Genomic DNA, 19,281 nt, shown 5'->3' on the forward strand with positions numbered 1-19,281 from the left:
GGCATAGCGATTGCATACACTTTCTTGCAACTCTTTTACAAACCGGGCTCCCGCCCTCAAGGAGCATTCCCATGACCAGACTCCTTCACATGAATCGCCGCAATTTTCTCCAGGCTTCGGCAGCAGGTGTGCTCGCCAGCGTTGCCCCGGGCCTTCTGGCATCCCGCGCCTATGCACAGTCCGCACTCACCGTCGGCTTCATCTATGTCGGCCCGAAAGACGATTACGGCTACAACCAGGCCCATGCCGAGGGCGCCGCCGTCATCAAGGCGCTGCCCGGTGTGACCGTCGCCGAAGAGGAAAACGTGCCCGAGACCGTCGACGTTCAAAAGACGATGGAATCGATGATCAACCTTGACGGCGCAACGCTGCTCTTCCCAACCTCTTTCGGCTATTTCGATCCACATATGCTGGCCATGGCCGCCAAATATCCCGACATTCAGTTCCGCCATTGCGGCGGCCTCTGGCAGGCCGGTAAAAATCCGGCCAATACCGGATCCTATTTCGGTTACATCTTCCAGGGCCAGTATCTGAACGGCGTCGCTGCCGGTTATGCGACGAAGAGCAAGAAAATCGGCTTCGTTGCCGCCAAGCCGATCCCGCAGGTTCTGCAGAACATCAACGCCTTTCTGCTCGGTGCACGCTCCGTCGATCCCGCCATCACCTGCCAGGTCATCTTTACCGGCGAATGGTCGCTGGCCGTCAAAGAAGCCGAGGCCACCAATGCGCTGATCGACCAGGGGGCAGACGTCATTACCTGCCACGTCGACAGTCCGAAGGTCGTCGTCGAAACCGCCGCCGGCCGCGGTGCCTTCATCTGTGGCTATCACGCCAACCAGAGCCCGCTCGCTCCGGCCAAATATCTGACCGGTGCTGAATGGGCCTGGGGCAATGTCTACTCGGACTTCGTCAAGAAGGCGCAGGCCGGCGAAAAGCTTGGCAATTTCGTCCGCGGCGGCCTGAAGGATGGCTTCGTCAAGATGAGCCCGCTTGGTCCCGGCGTTTCCGATGAATCCCGCAAGAAATTCGAGGCGACTCTCGCCCAGATGAAGGCCGGCGGTTTCTCGGTGTTCAAGGGCCCGATCAAGGACAACAAGGGCAACGTCGTCATTACAGCGGACAAGAGCTTCGCCGAGGACGCGATCGAGCTCGAAAGCATGAACTATCTCGTCGAAGGCGTCGTCGGCTCCACGGCCTGATCATCGAGGGACAAGCGTCATGACAGTTGAAGTCAATGAGCCAGCATTATCCGTCGCTCCGCAAAGCCGGGCCCAGCTGCGCCCTGCCCTCCAATGGCTCGCGCGACGTGCCGAGCCACTGGTAATCACGCTTGGCGCAATTCTGGTCGGCTTGGCGCTGTTCTCCCTGTTCATCCTGGCGGTCGGCAAATCGCCGGCCGACCTCTACCGCTTCATGTATACCGGCGGCTTCGGCAGCTGGTTCTCCATCCAGAACAGCCTCAGCCGCGCCTCTCCGCTGCTGCTCACGGCGCTCTGCGTCGCGCTGCCGGCGAGACTCGGTCTCGTCATCATCGGCGGCGAAGGTGCAGTCGTCCTCGGCGGCGTGGCGGCGGCGGCGATCGCATTGCCGATCGTCGGCCTGTTGCCGCCGATCATCGTTCTTATACTCATGGCGCTCGCCGCCATGATCATCGGTGGCGTCTGGATCGGCCTCGCCGGTTTCCTCAGGCACTATCGCGGCGTCAACGAAACCATTTCCTCGCTGCTGCTCGCCTATATCGCCATCGCTTTGATGAACCAGTTCGTTGAAGGCTTGCTGCGCGATCCGGCAAGCCTCAACAAACCTTCCACCAAGCCGCTGCCGCACGACTACATGCTCGGCAATATTCCAGGCATGGACGTACATTGGGGCCTCGTCATCGGCATTATCGCCTGTATCGTCTCGTGGATATTGATCGAGGTGACGAGCTATGGCTTCGCTGCCCGCATCGCCGGCGGCAATGTCCGCGCCGCGCAGATCCAGGGCTTGCCTGTGGGACGGCTGATCGCCAGTTTTACTGCCATTGCCGGCAGCTTCGCCGGCCTTGCCGGCATGATCGAGGTCGCCGCGGTTCAGGGTAGCGCCAATGCCTCACTCGCCGCAGGCTATGGCTACACCGGCATCCTCGTCGCCTTTCTCGCTCGGCACAATCCGCTGGCAATCATACCGGTCGCCATTCTTCTCGGTGGCATCAACGCATCCGGCGGCCTGATCCAACGCCGCATGGGCCTGCCCGATGCGACGGTCCTCGTGCTGCAGGGCACGCTCTTCATCACCATCCTCTTTGGCGAAACCTTCTACGGCCGCTTCAAGATCTTCAATCCAGACCTTTGGAAAAGGAGCGCATGATGGACGATACCGCTATCGGTCTCTGGGGTGTGCCCCTTGCCATCCTCGCCGGCGCCATCCGCGTCTCGACACCTTTCATCTTCGTCAGCCTCGGCGAGACGATCACCGAGCGTTCCGGCCGCATCAATCTCGGCCTTGAGGGCACCCTCGTCTTCGGCGCCATGACGGCCTACGCCGTCGCGGTCATGAGCGGGTCCGCCTGGCTCGGCGTGCTCGCCGCGATGGCGACCGGGGCAGTCTTCGGCGCCGTCCATGGGTGGATCTGCAAGTGGCCGAAGGTCAACGACATCGCCATCGGCATCGCCATGATGCAGTTCGGCCTCGGCCTTGCCTTCTTCCTCGGCAAGTCCTTCATCCAGCCAGTCGCACCGCATCTGCCGGCGATTCCCTTCGGCTTCTGGTCGAGCTTGCAGCCGGTGCAGGCAGCGCTGAACATCAATATCCTCTTCATTCTCGGCGCGGTCCTCGCCGTCCTCCTCTGGTGGGCATTCAAGAACACCAGGATTGGCCTTGTGCTGCGCGTCGTCGGTGACAGCACGGATGCGGCGCGCGCCATGGGCATCAATCCGGATCGCGTCCGACTGCTGGCAACGGCCGCCGGTGGAGCACTGGCGGCAATAGGCGGCGCCTATCTCTCGCTTTACTATCCCGGCTCCTGGAACGAGCGCATCTCTTCTGGCCAGGGTCTGATGGCGGTAGCATTGGTGATCTTTGCCCGATGGAATCCGATTGGCTGCTTCGCGGCAGCCCTTCTCTTCGGTGGCGCCGGCGCGCTCGGCCCGGCCTTGCAATCCGTCGGCGTAACGCAGGGCTACTACCTCTTCTACGCCGCCCCTTACGTGCTGACGCTCGTCATCATGATCATCACTTCCTCGCCCACGCGCACCCTTGCCGGCGCTCCCGGCGCACTCTCGCTCACCAAATAGGGGATCAGCCATGAACCATCTCGCGACCACCTCCACCAGCCAGACCCTGACCTATATCGACGCCGATCCCTATGCCTGGCCCTATAACGGAGCACTCAGGCCGGACAATACGGCCCTGATCATCATCGATATGCAGACGGACTTCTGCGGTCCCGGCGGCTATGTCGATCATATGGGCTACGACCTGTCGCTGGTGCGCGCGCCGATCGAGCCGATCAAGAAGGTGCTCGCCGCCATGCGCGCCAAGGGCTATCACATCATTCACACCCGCGAGGGTCATCGCCCCGATCTTGCTGACCTGCCGGCCAACAAGCGTTGGCGTTCGCAACGCATCAACGCCGGCATCGGCGATCCAGGCCCCTGTGGCCGCATCCTCGTGCGCGGCGAGCCCGGCTGGGACATTATCGGCGAACTCAAGCCGGTCGATGGCGAGACGATCATAGACAAGCCTGGCAAGGGTTCCTTTTGCGCCACCGACCTGGAACTGATCCTCAACCAGAAGCGCATCGAGAATATCATTCTCACCGGTATCACCACCGATGTTTGCGTTCACACCACAATGCGCGAAGCGAATGACCGCGGCTTCGAATGCCTGCTGCTGGAAGATTGCTGCGGCGCGACCGATTACGGCAATCACCTGGCCGCCATCAAGATGGTGAAGATGCAAGGTGGCGTCTTCGGCTCCGTCTCCAATTCCACGGCTCTGGTTGAGGCTCTGCCCTGATGCCGTCAATGTGTGCCCAAGTCTATCGTATCGCCGCCGACGGACCGGACGACGTCTCCGGCCTCGATGCACTTTTTGCCAACGGCGTGTCCGCGAAGAATGTTGTGGCCGTGCTTGGGAAGACCGAGGGCAATGGCTGCGTCAACGACTTCACCCGCGGTTACGCCACCCGCAGCTTTGAAGCCCTGTTTCAAAAACACGGCGTCGAGGGTGTCTCGCTTGTCATGTCGGGCGGCACGGAAGGCGCGCTTTCCCCACACTGGACGGTCTTCACTCGTGAAATGGTCGATGCCGTGGCCGGCCGCGCGCTTGCGATCGGCGTTGCCCGCACCTCGCATTTACCACCTCACCATCTCGGTCGGCGCGAACAGGTGTTGCTCGTCGCAGACGGTGTGCGCAAGGCGATGCGCGATGCCGGCATCGATGACCCGAGGGATGTGCATTTCGTCCAGATCAAATGCCCGCTACTAACGCTGAATCGCATCACCGAAGCGGAAGCCGAGGGCCAGACGCTCGCCACCCGTGACACATTGAAATCCATGGGCTTGTCGCGCGGTGCCTCTGCACTCGGCGTTGCCGTTGCCCTTGGCGAAGTGGACGCGCAGGAGATCGCCGATGCCGATATCTGCAGCCGTTACGAGCTCTTCTCGCATTGCGCCTCCAGCTCGGCTGGCGTCGAGCTGACCGATCATGAAATCATAGTGCTCGGCATGAGCGACAGATGGTCCGGGCCGCTTGAAATCGACCACGCCCTCATGCGCGACGCCATAGACGCTGCGTCCGTTCGTGAGGCATTCCGGCGTCTGCCGCGGCCAAGCCGCCTGGCCGCCGTTCTCGCCAAGGCGGAGCCTGATCCCTCCGGCAAGGTCGGCGGCAAGCGTCATACCATGCTCGATGATTCCGATATCTCGGGCACGCGCCATGCACGAGCCTTTGTCGGTGGGGTTCTCGCCGGCGTTTTCGGCATCACGGATCTCTACGTCTCGGGCGGCGCCGAACATCAGGGGCCGGCCGGCGGCGGCCCTGTCGCCATCATCGTCGAAAAGGAGCATTGAAGTGAGCGTCATCCGCGATACTCCCCTTCCGCAAGCCGGCAAAGCCGTCGGTATCGAAACGCTCGATATGACCATGCGTTTTGGCAGCTTTACAGCGCTCGACCATGTCTCGGTCAGCATTCCGGCTGGCAGCTTCCATGCCCTGCTCGGCGAAAACGGCGCTGGCAAATCGACTCTCGTCAAATGCATTATGGGCTTCTACCATCACATCGCCGGGTCATTGTCGGTCGACGGTCGCGAAGTGGCGATTACCTCCCCGAAGGATGCTGCCACCTATGGTCTCGGCATGGTCTATCAGCATTTCACGCTGGTTCCGTCGCTGACGGGCGCGGAAAACCTCGTCATCAGCCGCGCTAAAGTGCCCGCTGTTATCAACTGGGCCAAGGAGCGCAAGGCGCTTGCCGCCTTCATGGAACGAATGCCCTTCAAGATACCGCTCGATCGGCGGGTCAGCGAGCTTGCGGCCGGCGAAAAGCAGAAGCTCGAAATCGTCAAACAGCTCTATCTCGGCCGCAGCTTCCTCGTGCTCGATGAGCCGACCTCGGTGCTGACGCCAGCTGAAGCCGACGAGATGCTCGGCCTTGTGCGCGGGATGACCGAGCGCGGCGAGCTGACCGTGTTGATGATCAGCCACAAGTTCCATGAGGTGACGAAATTCGCCGATGCCGTTTCGATCCTGCGCCGCGGCAAGCTGGTTGGCGGCGGTAAGGTCGGAGAACTCTCGACAGGCGAGATGGCGGCGATGATGATCGGCGACGTCAAGCTTGCCGAGCTCGACACGCGCGTTCCCGTCACCGATACGGCAAAGCCGGTATTGCAGGTCGAACAGGTCAAGGCGCCGGACCGGTCTGGCCTGAAAGCCATCGAAATCGACAGGCTGACAGTCCACTCAGGCGAAATCGTCGGTATCGCCGGCATTTCCGGCAATGGCCAGAAGGAACTGACCGAGATCCTCGCCGGGCAGCGGCCGACCCAGAGGGGATCGGTCACCGTCAAAGGCGAGATCTATGGCGCCACACGGCCCGAGACACGCAGGAGCAACGTTCGCTTCATTCCCGAAGAACCTTTGCAGAATGCCTGTGCGCCACGCATGACGGTCGGCGAAAATCTCGCCTTCCGCACCTTCGACCTGAAGGAAAACGGCGCCGACGCCATCTGGCTGAACAAAGGCAAGATGAAAAAGCGCGCGGCGGCGCTGATCTCCGACTTCAAGGTCAAGACTACCTCGTCCTCGTCACCGATCGCGGCCCTTTCCGGCGGCAACGTCCAGCGCGCAGTCCTGGCGCGGGAACTGACCGGCGACGTCGATCTCTTGATCGTCTCCAATCCCTGCTTCGGGCTTGATTTTTCCGCCGTTGCCGAGATCCGCGCCCGCATCATGCGTGCCCGCAATGCCGGGACCGCCGTGTTGCTTTTGTCGGAGGACCTGGACGAGCTTCTGGAATTATCGGATCGCATCATGGTGATCTCCGAAGGCAGGCTCGTCTACGAAACACCGGCGCGTACAGCCGATATCTCCGTGATCGGCGCCCATATGGCAGGGCATCACTGATGGTGGATATCAAGGCTCAACCTTTCTCCTTCCCGCTGCAATACGGTGCCGTGGCATTGATCGTCATCGACATGCAGCGCGACTTTGCCGAGCCCGGCGGCTTTGGTGCCAGTCTCGGCAACGATGTCAGCCGCATCACGAAAATCATTCCCGACGTCAAGCGGCTGATCGCAGGTTTCCGTTCTGCTGGCTTGCCGGTCATCCACACGATGGAATGCCACAGACCCGATCTTTCCGACCTGCCTCCTGCTAAACGCGACCGCGGTAATCCCTCGCTCAGGATCGGTGATGAAGGGCCGATGGGTCGCATTCTCATAGCCGGCGAAGCGGGCACAGCCATCCTGCCTGAACTCGCACCCATCAAGGGCGAGATCGTCATCGAAAAGCCCGGCAAGGGTGCGTTCTATGCTACCGACCTCGGCGCTATCCTGAAAGAAAGGCGCATCAAGCAGCTCGTCTTCGCCGGCGTTACCACGGAGGTTTGCGTGCAGACCACCATGCGCGAGGCCAATGATCGCGGCTATGAATGCCTGCTCGCTGAAGAAGCGACTGAAAGCTATTTTCCTGAATTCAAAGCCGCCGCCATCGCGATGATCCGGGCGCAAGGCGCCATCGTCGGCTGGACGGCGCATGTCGACGATATACTGGAGGCGATCAGCAATGCCTGAAACGACGCGCGAACTGTTGACACTCGGAGGCTGGAAGGAGCTAGCGTTCGGCCCGTTTCGCGATGGTGTCACGATCCACTGGATCCAGCCTTTCGAGCGCGACCAGCCGGGCGTCGCCCTGCTGAAATACGAGATCGGCTCATCCGTCCCCCGCCACCGGCATGAAGGGCTGGAAACCATTCTCGTGCTCGACGGCATACAATCGGACGAGGCGGGCGACTACGCCAAGGGCTGCTATATCGTGAACGCTGCCGGGAGCGAGCATTCTGTCTGGAGCGATACGGGCTGCGTCGTCCTGATCCAGTGGGATCGACCCGTCAGAATATTGGAAGAGGAAAGCGCGTGACCGGCCCCGTATTCGACATTTCGTCCCTGCATGCCTTCTATGCAGGCGGCGGCACGGTTGCCGCAATCATAGAGGCCGCATTTGCGCGCATTGCCAAGGTCGACGATCCCGGCATTTTCCTGCACCTTGCCGACAAGGAGAGCCTGCTTGAACAGGCGACCACCCTTGGGGCCTTTGATCCGGCGTCAAAACCACTCTGGGGCATCCCCTTCGCCGTCAAGGACAACATCGACGTTGCGGGCATGCCAACGACTGCGGCGTGCCCCGACTACACCTATATGCCTGATACCGATGCCACCGTCGTTCGCCTGCTGAAGGAGGCCGGTGCCCTGGTGATCGGCAAGACCAATCTCGATCAATTCGCAACCGGCCTCGTCGGCGTCCGTACGCCCTATCCGGTTCCGCGCAACGCCATGGATGCCGATCTGGTGCCGGGCGGCTCAAGCTCCGGCTCGGCGGTGGCGACAGCACATGGCATCGTCTGCTTCGCGCTCGGCACGGATACCGCCGGATCGGGTCGTATTCCAGCCGGTCTCAACAATATCGTCGGCATGAAACCCAGCCTCGGCGCATTGTCGACGAGCGGTGTCATTCCTGCCTGCCGCACGCTGGATTGCGTATCGATCTTCGCGCTAACGGTGGACGATGCCTGGCGGGTCTTCACGGTCGCGGCCCGTCATGATGTCACGGACGCTTATTCGAGGTCCGTTCCAACCGATGGCTACGGCCGGACGCTACCGCCCCTAACCATTGGTGTACCTGCAAAGGCGGAGCGGCTCTTTTTCGGCGACGCCGTCATGGAAGCAGCTTATGACGACGCCTTGCGCATGTTGATGGAACTGGGCCATCGTCTGGTGGAAGTTCCTTTCGGCGACTTTTACCGGGTGGCCGAATTACTTTATGAAGGCGCCTGGGTCGCGGAACGCTACGCCGCGGTGAAGGATTTCTTCGACACCAGCGAGACAAGCTTTCATCCTGTCACGCGCAAGATCTACGCTGGCGCCAAGCAGCTTTCGGCCGCAGACGCCTTCAGGGGTCTCTATGCCCTGCACGCCTTGAAGCAGAAGGTCGCTCCACTGATCGCTTCAGTCGATCTCTTCTGCGTGCCGACCGCGCCAAGGCATTATACGCGCGCGGATCTCGAAGCCGAACCGATCCGCGAGAACGCGCGTCTCGGGACCTACACCAATTTCGTCAACCTCCTCGAGCTCTGCGGCATCGCAGTGCCAACGGGCACACGTAGCGGCAATCGCCCAGCCAGCGTTACCCTGCTCGCACCTTCGAGACGTGACGGCCTGACAGCTTCGCTTGCTCGTGACATTCACAGGAGCAGCGGCTTGGCGCTTGGCGCCACCGGCTGGCCGCAGCCGGTGGCTCAGGAGGTGGCCACGGTTGATGAACCCGGACTGATCGACATCGCAGTCGTCGGAGCCCACCTCTCCGGCATGCCGTTGAACGCACAGCTGGTTGCCCTCGGCGGACAGCTTCTCAGGACAACATATACATTGGATTGCTACCGGCTCTATGCCCTCTCGGGACAGACGCCGGCGAAACCGGGGCTTCTCCGCGTCGAAAAGGCGACAGGCGGTCAAATCGATGTCGAGATCTGGCAATTGACGCCGGCCGCTTTCGGCCAATTCGTTGCGGCGATCCCCTCACCCCTCAGCATCGGCACCCTGTTCTTAGCCGACGGCACTTCGGCCAAGGGATTTCTGGTCGAGGCCGCCGCCGTCGCTGACGCGACTGATATTACGGATTATGGCGGGTGGCGGAGCTATATTGCGGCAACGACGTAGAGCCAATGGGAGACGTATTTAAACCTGCCCTAGGCCGCCCCGTTTGCCAGAAAAACCGTCCCTTAAATGATCGCAGGGACATGAACATCACAGCAACATCGAGGCTCCGCGATCGAGATAGGTATCGAGGAATTGTTCGAGGCGCAGATTTCTTGGTTTTTTGAAGACCTCCTGCGGTGGGCCGGTGAATTGTACCTTGCCGTGGTCGAGGAAGATGATCTGCTGGCCGACCGTCGCGGCGAAACCTATCTCATGCGAGACGACAACCATGGTCATGCCCTCGGCGGCCAAATCGCGCATGACGTTGAGGACCTCTCCCGTCAGCTCCGGATCAAGCGAGGAAGTGGGCTCGTCGAACAGCATGATCTTCGGCTTCAGCGCCAGAGCACGAGCGATCGCCACCCGTTGCTGCTGGCCGCCTGACAGTTGCGAGGGATAGTGTCCCGCCCGCGCCTCCAGACCCACTTTGACCAGCTGCGCCATCGCAGCATCCTCGGCCTGATTTCGGCTCATATTGTGAACCATTTTCAGCGCCTCACTGACATTGCCTAGCGCGGTCATATGCGGCCAGAGATTGAACTGCTGGAACACCATGCCGATTTGTGCGCGGATGGCACGGTTGGCGGCAGCCGAGATGCGCTCACGCCGTCCTTGCAAATCCTCGGTGAACCCGAGCGCCTCGCCATTGATGGAGATTGTTCCGCGCGTAGCCTCCTCGAGAAAAGCCATGCAGCGCAAAAGCGTGCTCTTGCCGGAGCCGGACGGTCCGATGAGGCAGGACACCTGCCCCGGTTCGATGGCAAGATCGATGCCATGAAGGACTGTAGTCTCTCCGAAAGTCTTGACGAGATTGCGGACTGCTATTGCGGGGACGCTCATGCGTTGAAAAACCTGAATCTGGAGAGTTTCTTTTCGGCGAGATTGCCAAGCCAGCCGGTGACTTCGACGAGTACCCAGTAGAAGAGTGCCAGCGCAGACAGCGCTTCGACGAAGGCATATTGCTGCGATCCGATTGCGCTCAGGGTTGCCGTCAGCTCCGGCACGGTGATGATGGACAGGACCGCCGTCTCCTTCATCAGGATGACCACCATGTTCACGGACGGCGGTAGCACCAGCATCGTCATCTCAGGCAAGAGAATGCGCCTGATGATCTGTCCCCGGGTCAGGCCGACGCATTCGCCGGCCTCGATATGGCCCTTAGGCACGGCCTGAAAGCCGGAGCGGAAGATCTCGCTGAAATAGGCCGCGCCATAGATCGAAATGCCGATCAAACCGGCAGGCAGAGGATCGAGCTCGAGGCCGAGGAAGGGGCCACCATAGTAGACAAGGAAGATCTGAATGAGAAACGGAGTACCGCGCAGCACGGCGACGATGGCACCCAGTATCGTGTCGACCACCATGCCGCCATATTGCCTGGCGATCGCCATCAGGAAGCCTATGATGGCCGCGGCAACGGTGCCGAGTATCCAGATCAGGATCGTCACGCCCGCGCCGCTGAGGATGGCGGGCCATTGCCCGATAAGGACATTGATGTCGAAGGTCATCGCGCCACCCCGGGCAATCTGCTTTCGATCAGGCCGCCGGCAAGCGCCACCATCCAGTTGATCGCGAGATAGACAAGGCCGGCGGATGCGAAGATCTGCAGCGGCAGAAAGGTGCTTCCGGCAAGATCCTGAGCCATGCGGGTCAACTCGACGATGCCGACAACCGAGACCAGCGATGATGCCTTCAGAATGAGGATCGCCTCGTTGACGAGAGCTGGAAATGTCAGGCGCAAAGCAATTGGCACCTTGATGCGGCGGAAGATCTGGCGCGGCGTCAACCCGACCATCTCTGCCGACTCCACCAGGCCGAGAGGCACGCTGGCAAAGCCGCCACGAAGGTTCTCCGCCTGATACGCGGCCGTGCAGAGCGACAGGCCGATGATCGCTGCAACAATGCTTGGCACATTGATTCCGACGGCTGGAAGCAGATTATAGATCAACAGCAATTGCACCAGCAGCGGCACGCCGCGAAAAAAACTGATGAAAATCTGAGCAGGTCGCACAAAAAGGCTCCGCTTCGTCAGCAGCATTCCCGAAATGAGGATCGCGATTGCAAAGCCGATAAAGATCGACACGACGCTGATCGTCACCGTGTAGATGGACGCCTGCAGAAGCAACCCAAAGAGCTCGAAGGACATTGAGATTTCGCCCGCTTGGTAATCAGGACGCTTTGATCCCGTTTATCGGCCATGCCCCGGCAAAAGCTGCGCACGGCCGATTTCCGGAAATTGATCAGAACGCAGGGTCCTTGACGGAATCCGGCGTATCGAAGCTCGCGCCGAACCACTTCTTTTGCAGCGTCGCCATACGGCCGTCGGCCTTGATTTTCAGCATGGCGGCGTCGATGGCGTCCATCAAGGGCGCATGATCCGCATCCTTCAGGCCGATGAAGCCGAAATAGGATTTCTTGCCGAAGGGCGGCAGCACGACTTCGAACGTGCCTTCACGCTGTTTGGCGACAAAAGCGATATTCGGCAGCGAGTTGGCGACGCCGGCGATGCGGCCGGCCGCGAGATCCGCATAGGATTCCGTAAAGGCCGGATACTCGCGGATATCGGCCTTGGTCGGCAGCGTGTCAGAGAACTCCTTAAGCTGATCGAGCTGGGCAGTGGCCTTGCCAACGCCGATCTTCTTGCCGGCGATGTCTTCCGGCTTGTTGATTGTCTTGTCACCAGCCTTCTTCAGGATCGCAATCGTTGCTTCAGCCAGCGGCGGCGTAAAGCGATAACGCTCCATGCGCTTCTTGGTAATCGTTGCCGGCCCGGCAACGACGTCGAATTTGCCGGCTTCAAGCGCCGGGAAAACGCCGTCCCATGGCAAGGTGACCCATTCGATCTTTACGCCGAGTTCCTTGCCGATCTCATCGAATAGATCGACGTTCAAGCCGACATGTTTGCCGGCATCGATGAAATCGAATGGTGCGAAGGCGGTCTCGGTGCCAACCTTCAGCGTACCCGCGGCCTTGATGGCGGCAAGCGTATCGGCCGCATGGGCCGAAATAGTGGCACCAAACAAAAGTGCTGCGCCAACCAGCCCCTTCAGAAGCGAATTCTTCCTCATGTTTTCTCTCCAGTTTTTTGCCCTTCCGGTGGAAGGTTCAAGTTCCCCAAAGCGTTGTCCCGCCGAGCAGATTTCTATGATCCGCTTTTGTCTATACAAATAGATACGGGCTGGCCTACACTGTCAAACGCAAAACTCGATAGAAGCAATATTTGTGCCTAGTAACGGCAATAGCCCCATCAAAAACGGCTTTCACGGAAACTGCATGTCATCGGAGCAAGGCGAGCGTTGGTCTCAATTCATCAGAGAATTTTCGAAGACATCGAAGCCAGGATCATGATTGGCGCCTGGCCGCCCGGTCACCGCATACCCTCCGAGCACGAGTTGCTGAAGGAGTATCAATGCTCCCGGATGACCGTCAACAAGGCGCTTTCGGCCTTGGCGGAACGTGGTGTCATCATACGCCGCCGCAAGATTGGTTCTTTCGTCGCCTCGCCGCAGATCGACCGCACGGTGATGGATATTCAGGACATTTCCACGGAAGCTGCGTTGGCGGGGCATGACCATAGCTACAGGATCCTCATGCGAAGGATCGAAACGCTGGATGCCAGCACCGCGACGCAACTCGGCGAAACAGCAGGAGCAGAAATCCTGCGGGTTCACTGCTTGCATGTGGTGGACGGCAAGCCGATCGCGCTGGAGCGACGCATCATCATGCTCGCGATGGTTCCATCAGCCCGAACCGAAAGCTTTGCTATGGTTCCGCCCGGCAAATGGTTGCTGGACCTAGTGCCCTGGTCGAAGGCGAGGCATGTCATTCGTGCCTTTTCGACCGATGCCGTCACGGCGCGTCTGCTCGAAACCGAGCGTGGCGAGGCCTGCCTCAGACTTATCCGACAGACATGGCAGAACAGCCGCACGGTCACTTACGTCGAGATCATCCATCCCGGCGACCGGTTTCAGTTCGCCGGCGACTTTCATCCGACTGAGAGAGGCGTCATGGATCAACTGCCACGGAGAAGCATCTCTTGACCGAAAAACAGGCTATCAGGGCGGTTCCACTCAAGGGCTTGCAAGCCTTCGAAGCCGTCGGCCGTTGTGGTGGCGTCAGCGCCGCCGCCCTGGAGCTGAAGGTTTCCCCCGGCGCGATCAGCCAACAGATCCGAAAGATCGAGAGCTTTCTCGGCGTCACCTTGCTGGAGCGCAACGGCCGCACCGCGGAACTTACCCAATGGGGGCGGCTCTATCATCAGGAAATATCGAAGGGCTTCGAGCAATTCGCATTGGCAGAACAGATTTTGGAGCGAGCACGCAACGAAAATGCCCTGGTTCTCAGCGCCCTGTCTTCCGTCGTCAACAAATGGATAGCGCGCCGGATCTTCGACTGGCAGGTCCTTCATCCGAATGCACATGTCAGGATCGTCGGCCGTGACAAGGAACCGCGCATGGGCTTCGACGATATCGATTTCCGCATCAGTTACGGATCGGATGTGCTTCAGCATGAACATTATACGGAGTTGTTTCGTGATTGGGTCGTACCCGCCTGCTCGCCGGCCCTGATCAAGGGCAAGGCGCCCTCTGTCGCACGGCTTCTCGAATATCCACTCCTGCATGTCGAATGGGAGCGGCATTTTACGCCCTATCCGAGTTGGCGCGAATTCGCCGCAAAAACGGGAGTTACACTCGAGGAGAGTACCGCGGGCCTTTCCTTCACCCTGTCGAGCAGCGCCATCGATGCCGCCGTTAACAAACGCGGCGTCGTCCTCGCACAGATGTCGATGATTGCGGATGAGCTCGAGGCGCAAACGCTCGTCATTCCCGTCGACACACGCATTCCATTGCGCGAAAGCTACTTTCTCGCCTGGGACCGGGCGGCCTTGCAAAAACCGCACGGACTCCAGTTCCGCGATTGGCTCATTGCCATTTCCCGTCAGCAGGCCCTGGCATCGGCACCCCGCCCGACATTTTAGGAAAACTAAAACGGAACCCAGCTGCACGATATTGATGAAAATTTATACCTGGCGATAATTTACGCATTCGCCTCCAAGAGGACGGCGAGACCGGCAAAACAGGAGAGCTCAATGGCGCGGACCGACAAGATGAAACTCGGGACTTTCGTCTATACGTTCGGCTTTCATCCTGCCTCCTGGCTGCATCCGGAAAGCGATGTCAAAGGCGCGAACGACTTCGCTCATCTGCTCGATGTCGCCAAACGATCCGAGGCAGCCAAATTCGATTTCATGTTCATGGCGGATTCTCCTGCCGCCGCTGTTGGCGACCCGAGCGCGCTTGCCCGCATTCCAACCAAGATGAACCGCTTCGAGCCCCTCTCGCTGCTTTCAGCATTGGCTGTTACGACCAACGATCTCGGTCTCGTGGCGACGCTTTCGACGAGCTACTATGAGCCGTACAATGTCGCGCGCCTGTTTTCCTCAATCGACCATCTGAGCAAGGGCCGCGCCTGCTGGAATGTCGTCACCTCCGACCATGACGAGACCGGCTACAACTTCAACCGCGAAGGGCTCGATCCGCACGCGCTGCGTTACGAGCGCGGCAACGAATTCGTCGATGTCGTCTTTGGCCTTTGGGATAGTTTCGAGGACGGCGCGCTCCTTCTCGATCGCGAAAGCGGCGTCTACTACGACAAGGACAAGCACCACACGCTCAACCACAAAGGTAAGCACTTCAAGGTTCGCGGTCCGCTCAACATCGCGCGAACGCCACAGGGGCGTCCTGTCATCGCCCAGGCGGGCGGTTCGGAACCCGGTATGGACATGGCGGCACGCACAGCTGAGATCGTCTTCAGCCTGGCGTCGAATATCGAGCGAAACCGAAGCTTCTACGAAAATGTCAAAGGCCGGATGGCCGCCTATGGGCGCGATGCGGACGACCTGAAAATCATGCCGGGCATCGTTATCAATGTCGGGGAAACCGAGGCCGAGGCAAAGGCGAAGGTGGACTATCTGATCGACAAGATGCATCCCGATGTTGGGCGGCTAATGCTCTCCGAATTCCTGGAGGCGGACCTGCGCGACGTGGCGCTCGACCAGCCATTCCCGATGGATCGGCTACCGGCAGCGCCAAAGGGATCGCGCGCTTTGTTCGACGAATTGGTCGATTTCGTCAAGAGCGGGCACACCGTCGGCGAACTCATCCGGCACTATGCCGAAAAGCATACCGGAAACGGCATAACGGGTACGCCGGCTCAGATCGCCGACTTCATGGAGGAGTGGTTCGAGACGCGCGCCGCTGACGGCTTTATCCTGATGTTTCCGACCTTGCCGTCCAGTCTCGACGACTTCGTGCGGCTTGTCTTGCCGGAACTTCGCCGCCGCGGCCTGTTCCGTGAGGAATACGAAGGCAAGACCTTGCGCGAAAACCTCGGTCTTTCGACGCCGGCAAACCGCTTTGCCAAAACGCAAGCGCCAGTCAGATGAACGATAAGGCCTTGATCACCGACACCGAATTCAAGCTTTCGATGCGCCATCTGGCCGGTGCGGTCAGCGTGATTACCGTCGGAGACGGACAATATCGTACCGGCTTCACCGCAACGTCGGTCTCCTCGTTTTCGGGGGAACCGCCTTCCGTCATCGTCAGCGTCAACCGCGCCTCGTCCTCATGGCAGGTACTGCAGCGCTATGGCTGCTTCTGCGTCAACGTGCTCGCGGCCGATCAGCGGCAGGTGGCGCGATCCTTCGCCGGCCTTGACGGCCGCAAAGGCGTTGAACGCTATAGCGATGCGGAATGGTACAGTCTCAAGACCGGCGCCGCGGCGCTTGAAAATGCTCTCACGATCCTCGACTGCGAGCTCGAAACCGCATTTCACCATCATTCCCATGCCATTCTGATCGGGCATATCCGCGCGATCGCAATCCGGAGCGGCATTGGACCGCTTCTCTATTGGCAAGGCGATTATCATGACCTTCCGGCAGAGGTTGATCGCCGCCGCCTAGCCGAGCCGTTGCGACAATAGCTCTATCGAGCCGACATCCGCGTTTGCGAAGGCAAGTCTGAGGTAACGCTCCTGCCCTTCGCCGAAATAAGCTCCGGGGATGCAGACAACGCCAGCCTCCCTGGCAAGCCGTTCAGCGACCTCGGACGATGACCGATCGGCAAAGGGATGGCGAACGAAGGCGAAATAGGCGCCGATCGCTGCAATCTCCCAGTCTGCCAGCCGTGACACGACCAGTCTCAACGCATCCGCGCGGCGAGCAATCTCCAGCCTGTTGCCGGCTCGCCAATCGGCGAGGACAGGCAGAGCCTCTGCTACTGCGATCTGGGCCGAACGCGGTGCGCAGATCTGCATGTTGTCCATCACCTTCGCGATCTCGGCGATGAGCCTAGGTCCTGCCGTAATCGCACCCAGTCGATGGCCGGGAATGCAGAAGGATTTCGAAAAGCTGTAGAGAAGAACGAGCGTATCCTCCCAACCAGGCTCAGACAGAAGAAAGTGCGGGCGGCCGTAACCCTCGGCCAGGAAGTCGCGATAGGTTTCATCGAGGACCAGCCAGGCACCATGTTTGCGGCAAAGCACAAACAGCTCGTGAAGCAGGCTTGGCGGATAGACGGCTCCTGTCGGATTGTTGGGCGTAACGATGGCCAGCATCTTTGCACCGGCCGCAAGTGCAACCTCGGCCGACCGCAAATCGGGAAGAAAGCCGGCGGCAGGATCGCAATCGACCAATTGCCGCCCGATCCCCAACATCGACAGCGTCGTATCATGGTTGAAATAGAAGGGATTGGTAAGTGCTACGGTGTCGCCTGCTCGCGCAAGCGCGATCGCCGTACACATGAACGCCTGATTGCAGCCGGCAGTAATGTGGATATTGCCGGCGGAAATCTCGGCGCCGTAAATCTCGGCAAGATGCGCCGCGTAGGCAGCTCGCAAGAGAGGTTCGCCTTCGATCGGCCCATATCCCGTCATGGCCTGTTGTCCGGCCGCCTCGCCAAGAAGCCGCAGCATCTCCGGATGCGCGGGATAGCCGGGCACGGCTTGCGACAGATCGATGAGTGGCCCTTTTCCTCCCTTATATTCGCGGCCCCAGGCGATGACGGAAGGAATGGGCGGGGCAGAGAGGCGGGCAACGAGTGAATTGGATTTTGCGACGGTCATATCGATTTCTCTTTGATACCGATTGCTACAACGATACCAATAGCGTTCTCAACCTCTTTGTTGGCTGAGACGGACCTTGAGCGGAGACGCATGCGCATGGTGTGGGACAAAATGCGGCTCGAACAGCTGCGCGCGGAATTTGCAGACGCCAATGGTGGCGAGATATTCGACGAGAAGTTTCGCAAGGTGGCGGAGAGGATCATCTCGAAGAACGGCACGAGGCTGGCGCCATATTCTGGAGTGCCGACTTTCCTCAGCGCACCCTACATGCAGGCTGCCGCCGATGAGCCGGACTTTGGCAATCTCCAGGTCGCGATAACGGGAATCCCCATGGACCTCGGCGTCACCAATCGCCCAGGCTCCCGCTTCGGACCGCGCGCACTTCGCACCATTGAAAGGATAGGCCCGTACAATCACGTTCTTGGAACGGCGCCGGTTTTCGATCTACGGGTCGCCGACATAGGCGACATATCGTTCCAGAGCCGCTATCGGCTGGAGCTCAGTCACGCCGACATAGAAAAGCGTATCGGCCAGATTGTCGATGCCGGCGTTGCGCCGCTCTCCGTTGGAGGTGATCATTCCATCACCCACCCGATCCTGAAGGCCGTCGGTCGGCAGCAACCGGTCGGTCTCATCCATATCGATGCCCATTGCGATACAAGCGGCGCCTTCGATCAGACGAAGTTTCATCATGGCGGACCATTCCGAAACGCAGTACTCGACGGTGCGCTCGATCCGACGAGGACGATCCAGATCGGCATCCGTGGTTCGGCGGAATATTTGTGGGAATTCTCCTATGCGTCTGGAATGACGGTTATCCACGCAGAGGAGATCAGTGGGATGGGGATCGCGGCCATTGTCGCCAAGGCGAAATCCATCGTCGGCGACGGACCGACCTATCTCTCATTCGACATTGACAGTCTCGATCCAAGCTTTGCGCCAGGCACGGGCACGCCGGAAGTCGGTGGATTGACCACACGGGAAGTTCTTGAGTTGATACGCGGGTTGAAAGGCATAAATCTGGTGGGCGGCGACGTCGTCGAGGTTGCACCGCAATACGACGCAACGACCAATACCGCGCATGCTGCCGCTCAGGTGCTTTTCGAGATACTGAGCCTCATGGTGTTCAGCCCATCGATCGGTCAGCGCTAGGCATTGTGACGGTCGGATCCAGACGAACCGAATTGAAAAGGGTAGAGGTACGACACTCTACCCGTAGAAGCACCAAGTCTCAAAATGCGTCGAATGCTACTTCGAGCAGGTCCAGCTCTTGACGTGACAGCCGCTGTCATTTGCCTCACAGTTCCCGAGCGCAATCTCTTGTGCTTGGTTGCGGCTTGCGCTCCAACCATAGCCGTAACCCAGGTTGCTGCCGACAGCGAGTGCACCGCAGGCGTTGCGGAAATAGACGACCACCCTACAATCATCGGCGTAGGAGGAGCATCCGGACAGCGCTTCCTCCTCGGCACCAGCCCGCGAAGAATAGTTATGGGAAGAGCCGTAGGAGCCTGTATTTTTCGAATAGGCAATCGCGCCGAATTGTGCCGCGGAAGCAACGCCTGCGCTGAGGATGAATGCCAGCGTGACGGTCGCGGCTGTCGATTTCATGGCTATCATGTGTCTAAATCCCAAGTGAAGATTGAGGAGGGCTATAACTGCTTATGGGGCGTATTTCGCCCACTATGGTCGAGGTGATGACTGAAGGCTT

Annotated in this window: 20 protein-coding genes; 14 read left to right on the plus strand and 6 right to left on the minus strand. The window is 59.8% G+C overall.

All coding sequences use genetic code 11. From position 1 onward, the window contains the following. Positions 1–71 precede the first annotated feature (71 nt). The 9 genes from ACQZ6F_RS27670 to atzF are packed head-to-tail and all read left to right on the plus strand — an operon-like array spanning position 72 to position 9,416. Positions 72–1,199 (plus strand): BMP family ABC transporter substrate-binding protein, encoded by a 1,128-nt coding sequence (locus ACQZ6F_RS27670; RefSeq protein WP_449095199.1) that lies wholly within the window; start codon positions 72–74, stop codon positions 1,197–1,199. Positions 1,200–1,218: 19 nt separating this feature from the next. After that, on the plus strand, positions 1,219–2,349 hold the full coding sequence (locus tag ACQZ6F_RS27675) for an ABC transporter permease (RefSeq protein ID WP_449095198.1): 1,131 nt from the start codon (positions 1,219–1,221) through the stop codon (positions 2,347–2,349). Then, the gene (locus ACQZ6F_RS27680) at positions 2,349–3,275 is read left to right on the plus strand and encodes an ABC transporter permease (RefSeq protein WP_449095197.1); all 927 of its coding nucleotides are present in this window, start codon (positions 2,349–2,351) and stop codon (positions 3,273–3,275) included. The genes ACQZ6F_RS27675 and ACQZ6F_RS27680 overlap by 1 nt, the downstream gene beginning before the upstream one ends. Before the next feature lie 10 nt (positions 3,276–3,285). Beyond that, on the plus strand, positions 3,286–3,999 hold the full coding sequence (biuH, locus tag ACQZ6F_RS27685) for a biuret amidohydrolase (RefSeq protein WP_449095196.1): 714 nt from the start codon (positions 3,286–3,288) through the stop codon (positions 3,997–3,999). After that, entirely contained in the window at positions 3,999–5,054 is a 1,056-nt protein-coding gene (atzD, locus tag ACQZ6F_RS27690) for a cyanuric acid amidohydrolase (RefSeq protein WP_449095195.1), read from the plus strand. The genes biuH and atzD overlap by 1 nt, the downstream gene beginning before the upstream one ends. Before the next feature lies 1 nt (position 5,055). Then, the gene (locus ACQZ6F_RS27695; protein ID WP_449095194.1) at positions 5,056–6,606 is read left to right on the plus strand and encodes an ABC transporter ATP-binding protein; all 1,551 of its coding nucleotides are present in this window, start codon (positions 5,056–5,058) and stop codon (positions 6,604–6,606) included. Then, positions 6,606–7,274: a cysteine hydrolase family protein gene (locus tag ACQZ6F_RS27700; protein ID WP_449095193.1), complete on the plus strand. Its 669-nt coding sequence runs from the start codon at positions 6,606–6,608 to the stop codon at positions 7,272–7,274. Before ACQZ6F_RS27695 ends, ACQZ6F_RS27700 begins: the two co-directional genes overlap by 1 nt. Beyond that, on the plus strand, positions 7,267–7,620 hold the full coding sequence (locus tag ACQZ6F_RS27705) for a cupin domain-containing protein (protein WP_449095192.1): 354 nt from the start codon (positions 7,267–7,269) through the stop codon (positions 7,618–7,620). The genes ACQZ6F_RS27700 and ACQZ6F_RS27705 overlap by 8 nt, the downstream gene beginning before the upstream one ends. Next, positions 7,617–9,416 carry an allophanate hydrolase gene (atzF, locus tag ACQZ6F_RS27710; RefSeq protein WP_449095191.1) on the plus strand — a complete coding sequence of 600 codons (1,800 nt, stop codon included), beginning with the start codon at positions 7,617–7,619 and terminating at the stop codon, positions 9,414–9,416. The genes ACQZ6F_RS27705 and atzF overlap by 4 nt, the downstream gene beginning before the upstream one ends. Before the next feature lie 87 nt (positions 9,417–9,503). Here the strand turns inward: atzF and ACQZ6F_RS27715 are convergent, their stop codons facing one another. From ACQZ6F_RS27715 to ACQZ6F_RS27730, 4 genes are all read right to left on the minus strand, one after another. Beyond that, positions 9,504–10,295 (minus strand): amino acid ABC transporter ATP-binding protein, encoded by a 792-nt coding sequence (locus ACQZ6F_RS27715; RefSeq protein WP_449095190.1) that lies wholly within the window; start codon positions 10,293–10,295, stop codon positions 9,504–9,506. Continuing rightward, complete coding sequence (locus tag ACQZ6F_RS27720) at positions 10,292–10,960, minus strand: amino acid ABC transporter permease (protein ID WP_449095189.1); 669 nt, start codon at positions 10,958–10,960, stop codon at positions 10,292–10,294. Before ACQZ6F_RS27720 ends, ACQZ6F_RS27715 begins: the two co-directional genes overlap by 4 nt. Further along, positions 10,957–11,598: an amino acid ABC transporter permease gene (locus ACQZ6F_RS27725; protein ID WP_449095188.1), complete on the minus strand. Its 642-nt coding sequence runs from the start codon at positions 11,596–11,598 to the stop codon at positions 10,957–10,959. Before ACQZ6F_RS27725 ends, ACQZ6F_RS27720 begins: the two co-directional genes overlap by 4 nt. A gap of 94 nt (positions 11,599–11,692) precedes the next feature. Beyond that, positions 11,693–12,520, minus strand: a complete 828-nt coding sequence (locus ACQZ6F_RS27730; protein WP_077470889.1) for a transporter substrate-binding domain-containing protein — start codon at positions 12,518–12,520, stop codon at positions 11,693–11,695. A gap of 228 nt (positions 12,521–12,748) precedes the next feature. Between ACQZ6F_RS27730 and ACQZ6F_RS27735 the strand changes: the two genes are divergently transcribed. The 4 genes from ACQZ6F_RS27735 (at position 12,749) to ACQZ6F_RS27750 (ending at position 16,433) form a co-directional block, all read left to right on the plus strand. Further along, positions 12,749–13,492, plus strand: a complete 744-nt coding sequence (locus tag ACQZ6F_RS27735; RefSeq protein ID WP_449095187.1) for a UTRA domain-containing protein — start codon at positions 12,749–12,751, stop codon at positions 13,490–13,492. Beyond that, on the plus strand, positions 13,489–14,430 hold the full coding sequence (locus tag ACQZ6F_RS27740) for a LysR family transcriptional regulator (RefSeq protein ID WP_449095186.1): 942 nt from the start codon (positions 13,489–13,491) through the stop codon (positions 14,428–14,430). The genes ACQZ6F_RS27735 and ACQZ6F_RS27740 overlap by 4 nt, the downstream gene beginning before the upstream one ends. A gap of 111 nt (positions 14,431–14,541) precedes the next feature. Continuing rightward, entirely contained in the window at positions 14,542–15,897 is a 1,356-nt protein-coding gene (locus ACQZ6F_RS27745; protein ID WP_449095185.1) for an LLM class flavin-dependent oxidoreductase, read from the plus strand. Further along, positions 15,894–16,433: a flavin reductase family protein gene (locus ACQZ6F_RS27750; RefSeq protein ID WP_449095184.1), complete on the plus strand. Its 540-nt coding sequence runs from the start codon at positions 15,894–15,896 to the stop codon at positions 16,431–16,433. Before ACQZ6F_RS27745 ends, ACQZ6F_RS27750 begins: the two co-directional genes overlap by 4 nt. On the opposite strand, the gene ACQZ6F_RS27755 is transcribed toward ACQZ6F_RS27750, so the two are convergent. After that, positions 16,410–17,573, minus strand: coding sequence for an aminotransferase (locus ACQZ6F_RS27755; RefSeq protein ID WP_449095183.1), 1,164 nt, complete (start codon positions 17,571–17,573; stop codon positions 16,410–16,412). The two genes, ACQZ6F_RS27750 and ACQZ6F_RS27755, sit on opposite strands and share 24 nt — an antisense overlap. A 96-nt stretch (positions 17,574–17,669) precedes the next feature. On the opposite strand from ACQZ6F_RS27755, the gene speB reads away from it, so the two are divergent. Next, positions 17,670–18,725, plus strand: coding sequence for an agmatinase (gene speB, locus ACQZ6F_RS27760; protein WP_449095182.1), 1,056 nt, complete (start codon positions 17,670–17,672; stop codon positions 18,723–18,725). Positions 18,726–18,821: 96 nt separating this feature from the next. On the opposite strand, the gene ACQZ6F_RS27765 is transcribed toward speB, so the two are convergent. After that, on the minus strand, positions 18,822–19,190 hold the full coding sequence (locus tag ACQZ6F_RS27765; protein ID WP_449095181.1) for a DUF4189 domain-containing protein: 369 nt from the start codon (positions 19,188–19,190) through the stop codon (positions 18,822–18,824). Positions 19,191–19,281 lie beyond the last annotated feature (91 nt).

The sequence above is a fragment of the Rhizobium sp. A22-96 genome (assembly GCF_053521805.1).

What these genes read in the sequence shown, in the direction of transcription:
- ACQZ6F_RS27765 (WP_449095181.1), bottom strand. Translation starts at nt 19,190, where the DNA reads ATGATAGCCATGAAATCGACAGCCGCGACCGTCACGCTGGCATTCATC.
- ACQZ6F_RS27675 (WP_449095198.1), top strand. Translation starts at nt 1,219, where the DNA reads ATGACAGTTGAAGTCAATGAGCCAGCATTATCCGTCGCTCCGCAAAGC.
- ACQZ6F_RS27680 (WP_449095197.1), top strand. Translation starts at nt 2,349, where the DNA reads ATGGACGATACCGCTATCGGTCTCTGGGGTGTGCCCCTTGCCATCCTC.
- ACQZ6F_RS27745 (WP_449095185.1), top strand. Translation starts at nt 14,542, where the DNA reads ATGGCGCGGACCGACAAGATGAAACTCGGGACTTTCGTCTATACGTTC.
- ACQZ6F_RS27670 (WP_449095199.1), top strand. Translation starts at nt 72, where the DNA reads ATGACCAGACTCCTTCACATGAATCGCCGCAATTTTCTCCAGGCTTCG.
- ACQZ6F_RS27725 (WP_449095188.1), bottom strand. Translation starts at nt 11,598, where the DNA reads ATGTCCTTCGAGCTCTTTGGGTTGCTTCTGCAGGCGTCCATCTACACG.
- speB (WP_449095182.1), top strand. Translation starts at nt 17,670, where the DNA reads ATGGTGTGGGACAAAATGCGGCTCGAACAGCTGCGCGCGGAATTTGCA.
- ACQZ6F_RS27755 (WP_449095183.1), bottom strand. Translation starts at nt 17,573, where the DNA reads ATGACCGTCGCAAAATCCAATTCACTCGTTGCCCGCCTCTCTGCCCCG.
- atzD (WP_449095195.1), top strand. Translation starts at nt 3,999, where the DNA reads ATGCCGTCAATGTGTGCCCAAGTCTATCGTATCGCCGCCGACGGACCG.
- ACQZ6F_RS27715 (WP_449095190.1), bottom strand. Translation starts at nt 10,295, where the DNA reads ATGAGCGTCCCCGCAATAGCAGTCCGCAATCTCGTCAAGACTTTCGGA.
- ACQZ6F_RS27750 (WP_449095184.1), top strand. Translation starts at nt 15,894, where the DNA reads ATGAACGATAAGGCCTTGATCACCGACACCGAATTCAAGCTTTCGATG.
- biuH (WP_449095196.1), top strand. Translation starts at nt 3,286, where the DNA reads ATGAACCATCTCGCGACCACCTCCACCAGCCAGACCCTGACCTATATC.
- ACQZ6F_RS27700 (WP_449095193.1), top strand. Translation starts at nt 6,606, where the DNA reads ATGGTGGATATCAAGGCTCAACCTTTCTCCTTCCCGCTGCAATACGGT.
- ACQZ6F_RS27705 (WP_449095192.1), top strand. Translation starts at nt 7,267, where the DNA reads ATGCCTGAAACGACGCGCGAACTGTTGACACTCGGAGGCTGGAAGGAG.
- ACQZ6F_RS27720 (WP_449095189.1), bottom strand. Translation starts at nt 10,960, where the DNA reads ATGACCTTCGACATCAATGTCCTTATCGGGCAATGGCCCGCCATCCTC.
- ACQZ6F_RS27730 (WP_077470889.1), bottom strand. Translation starts at nt 12,520, where the DNA reads ATGAGGAAGAATTCGCTTCTGAAGGGGCTGGTTGGCGCAGCACTTTTG.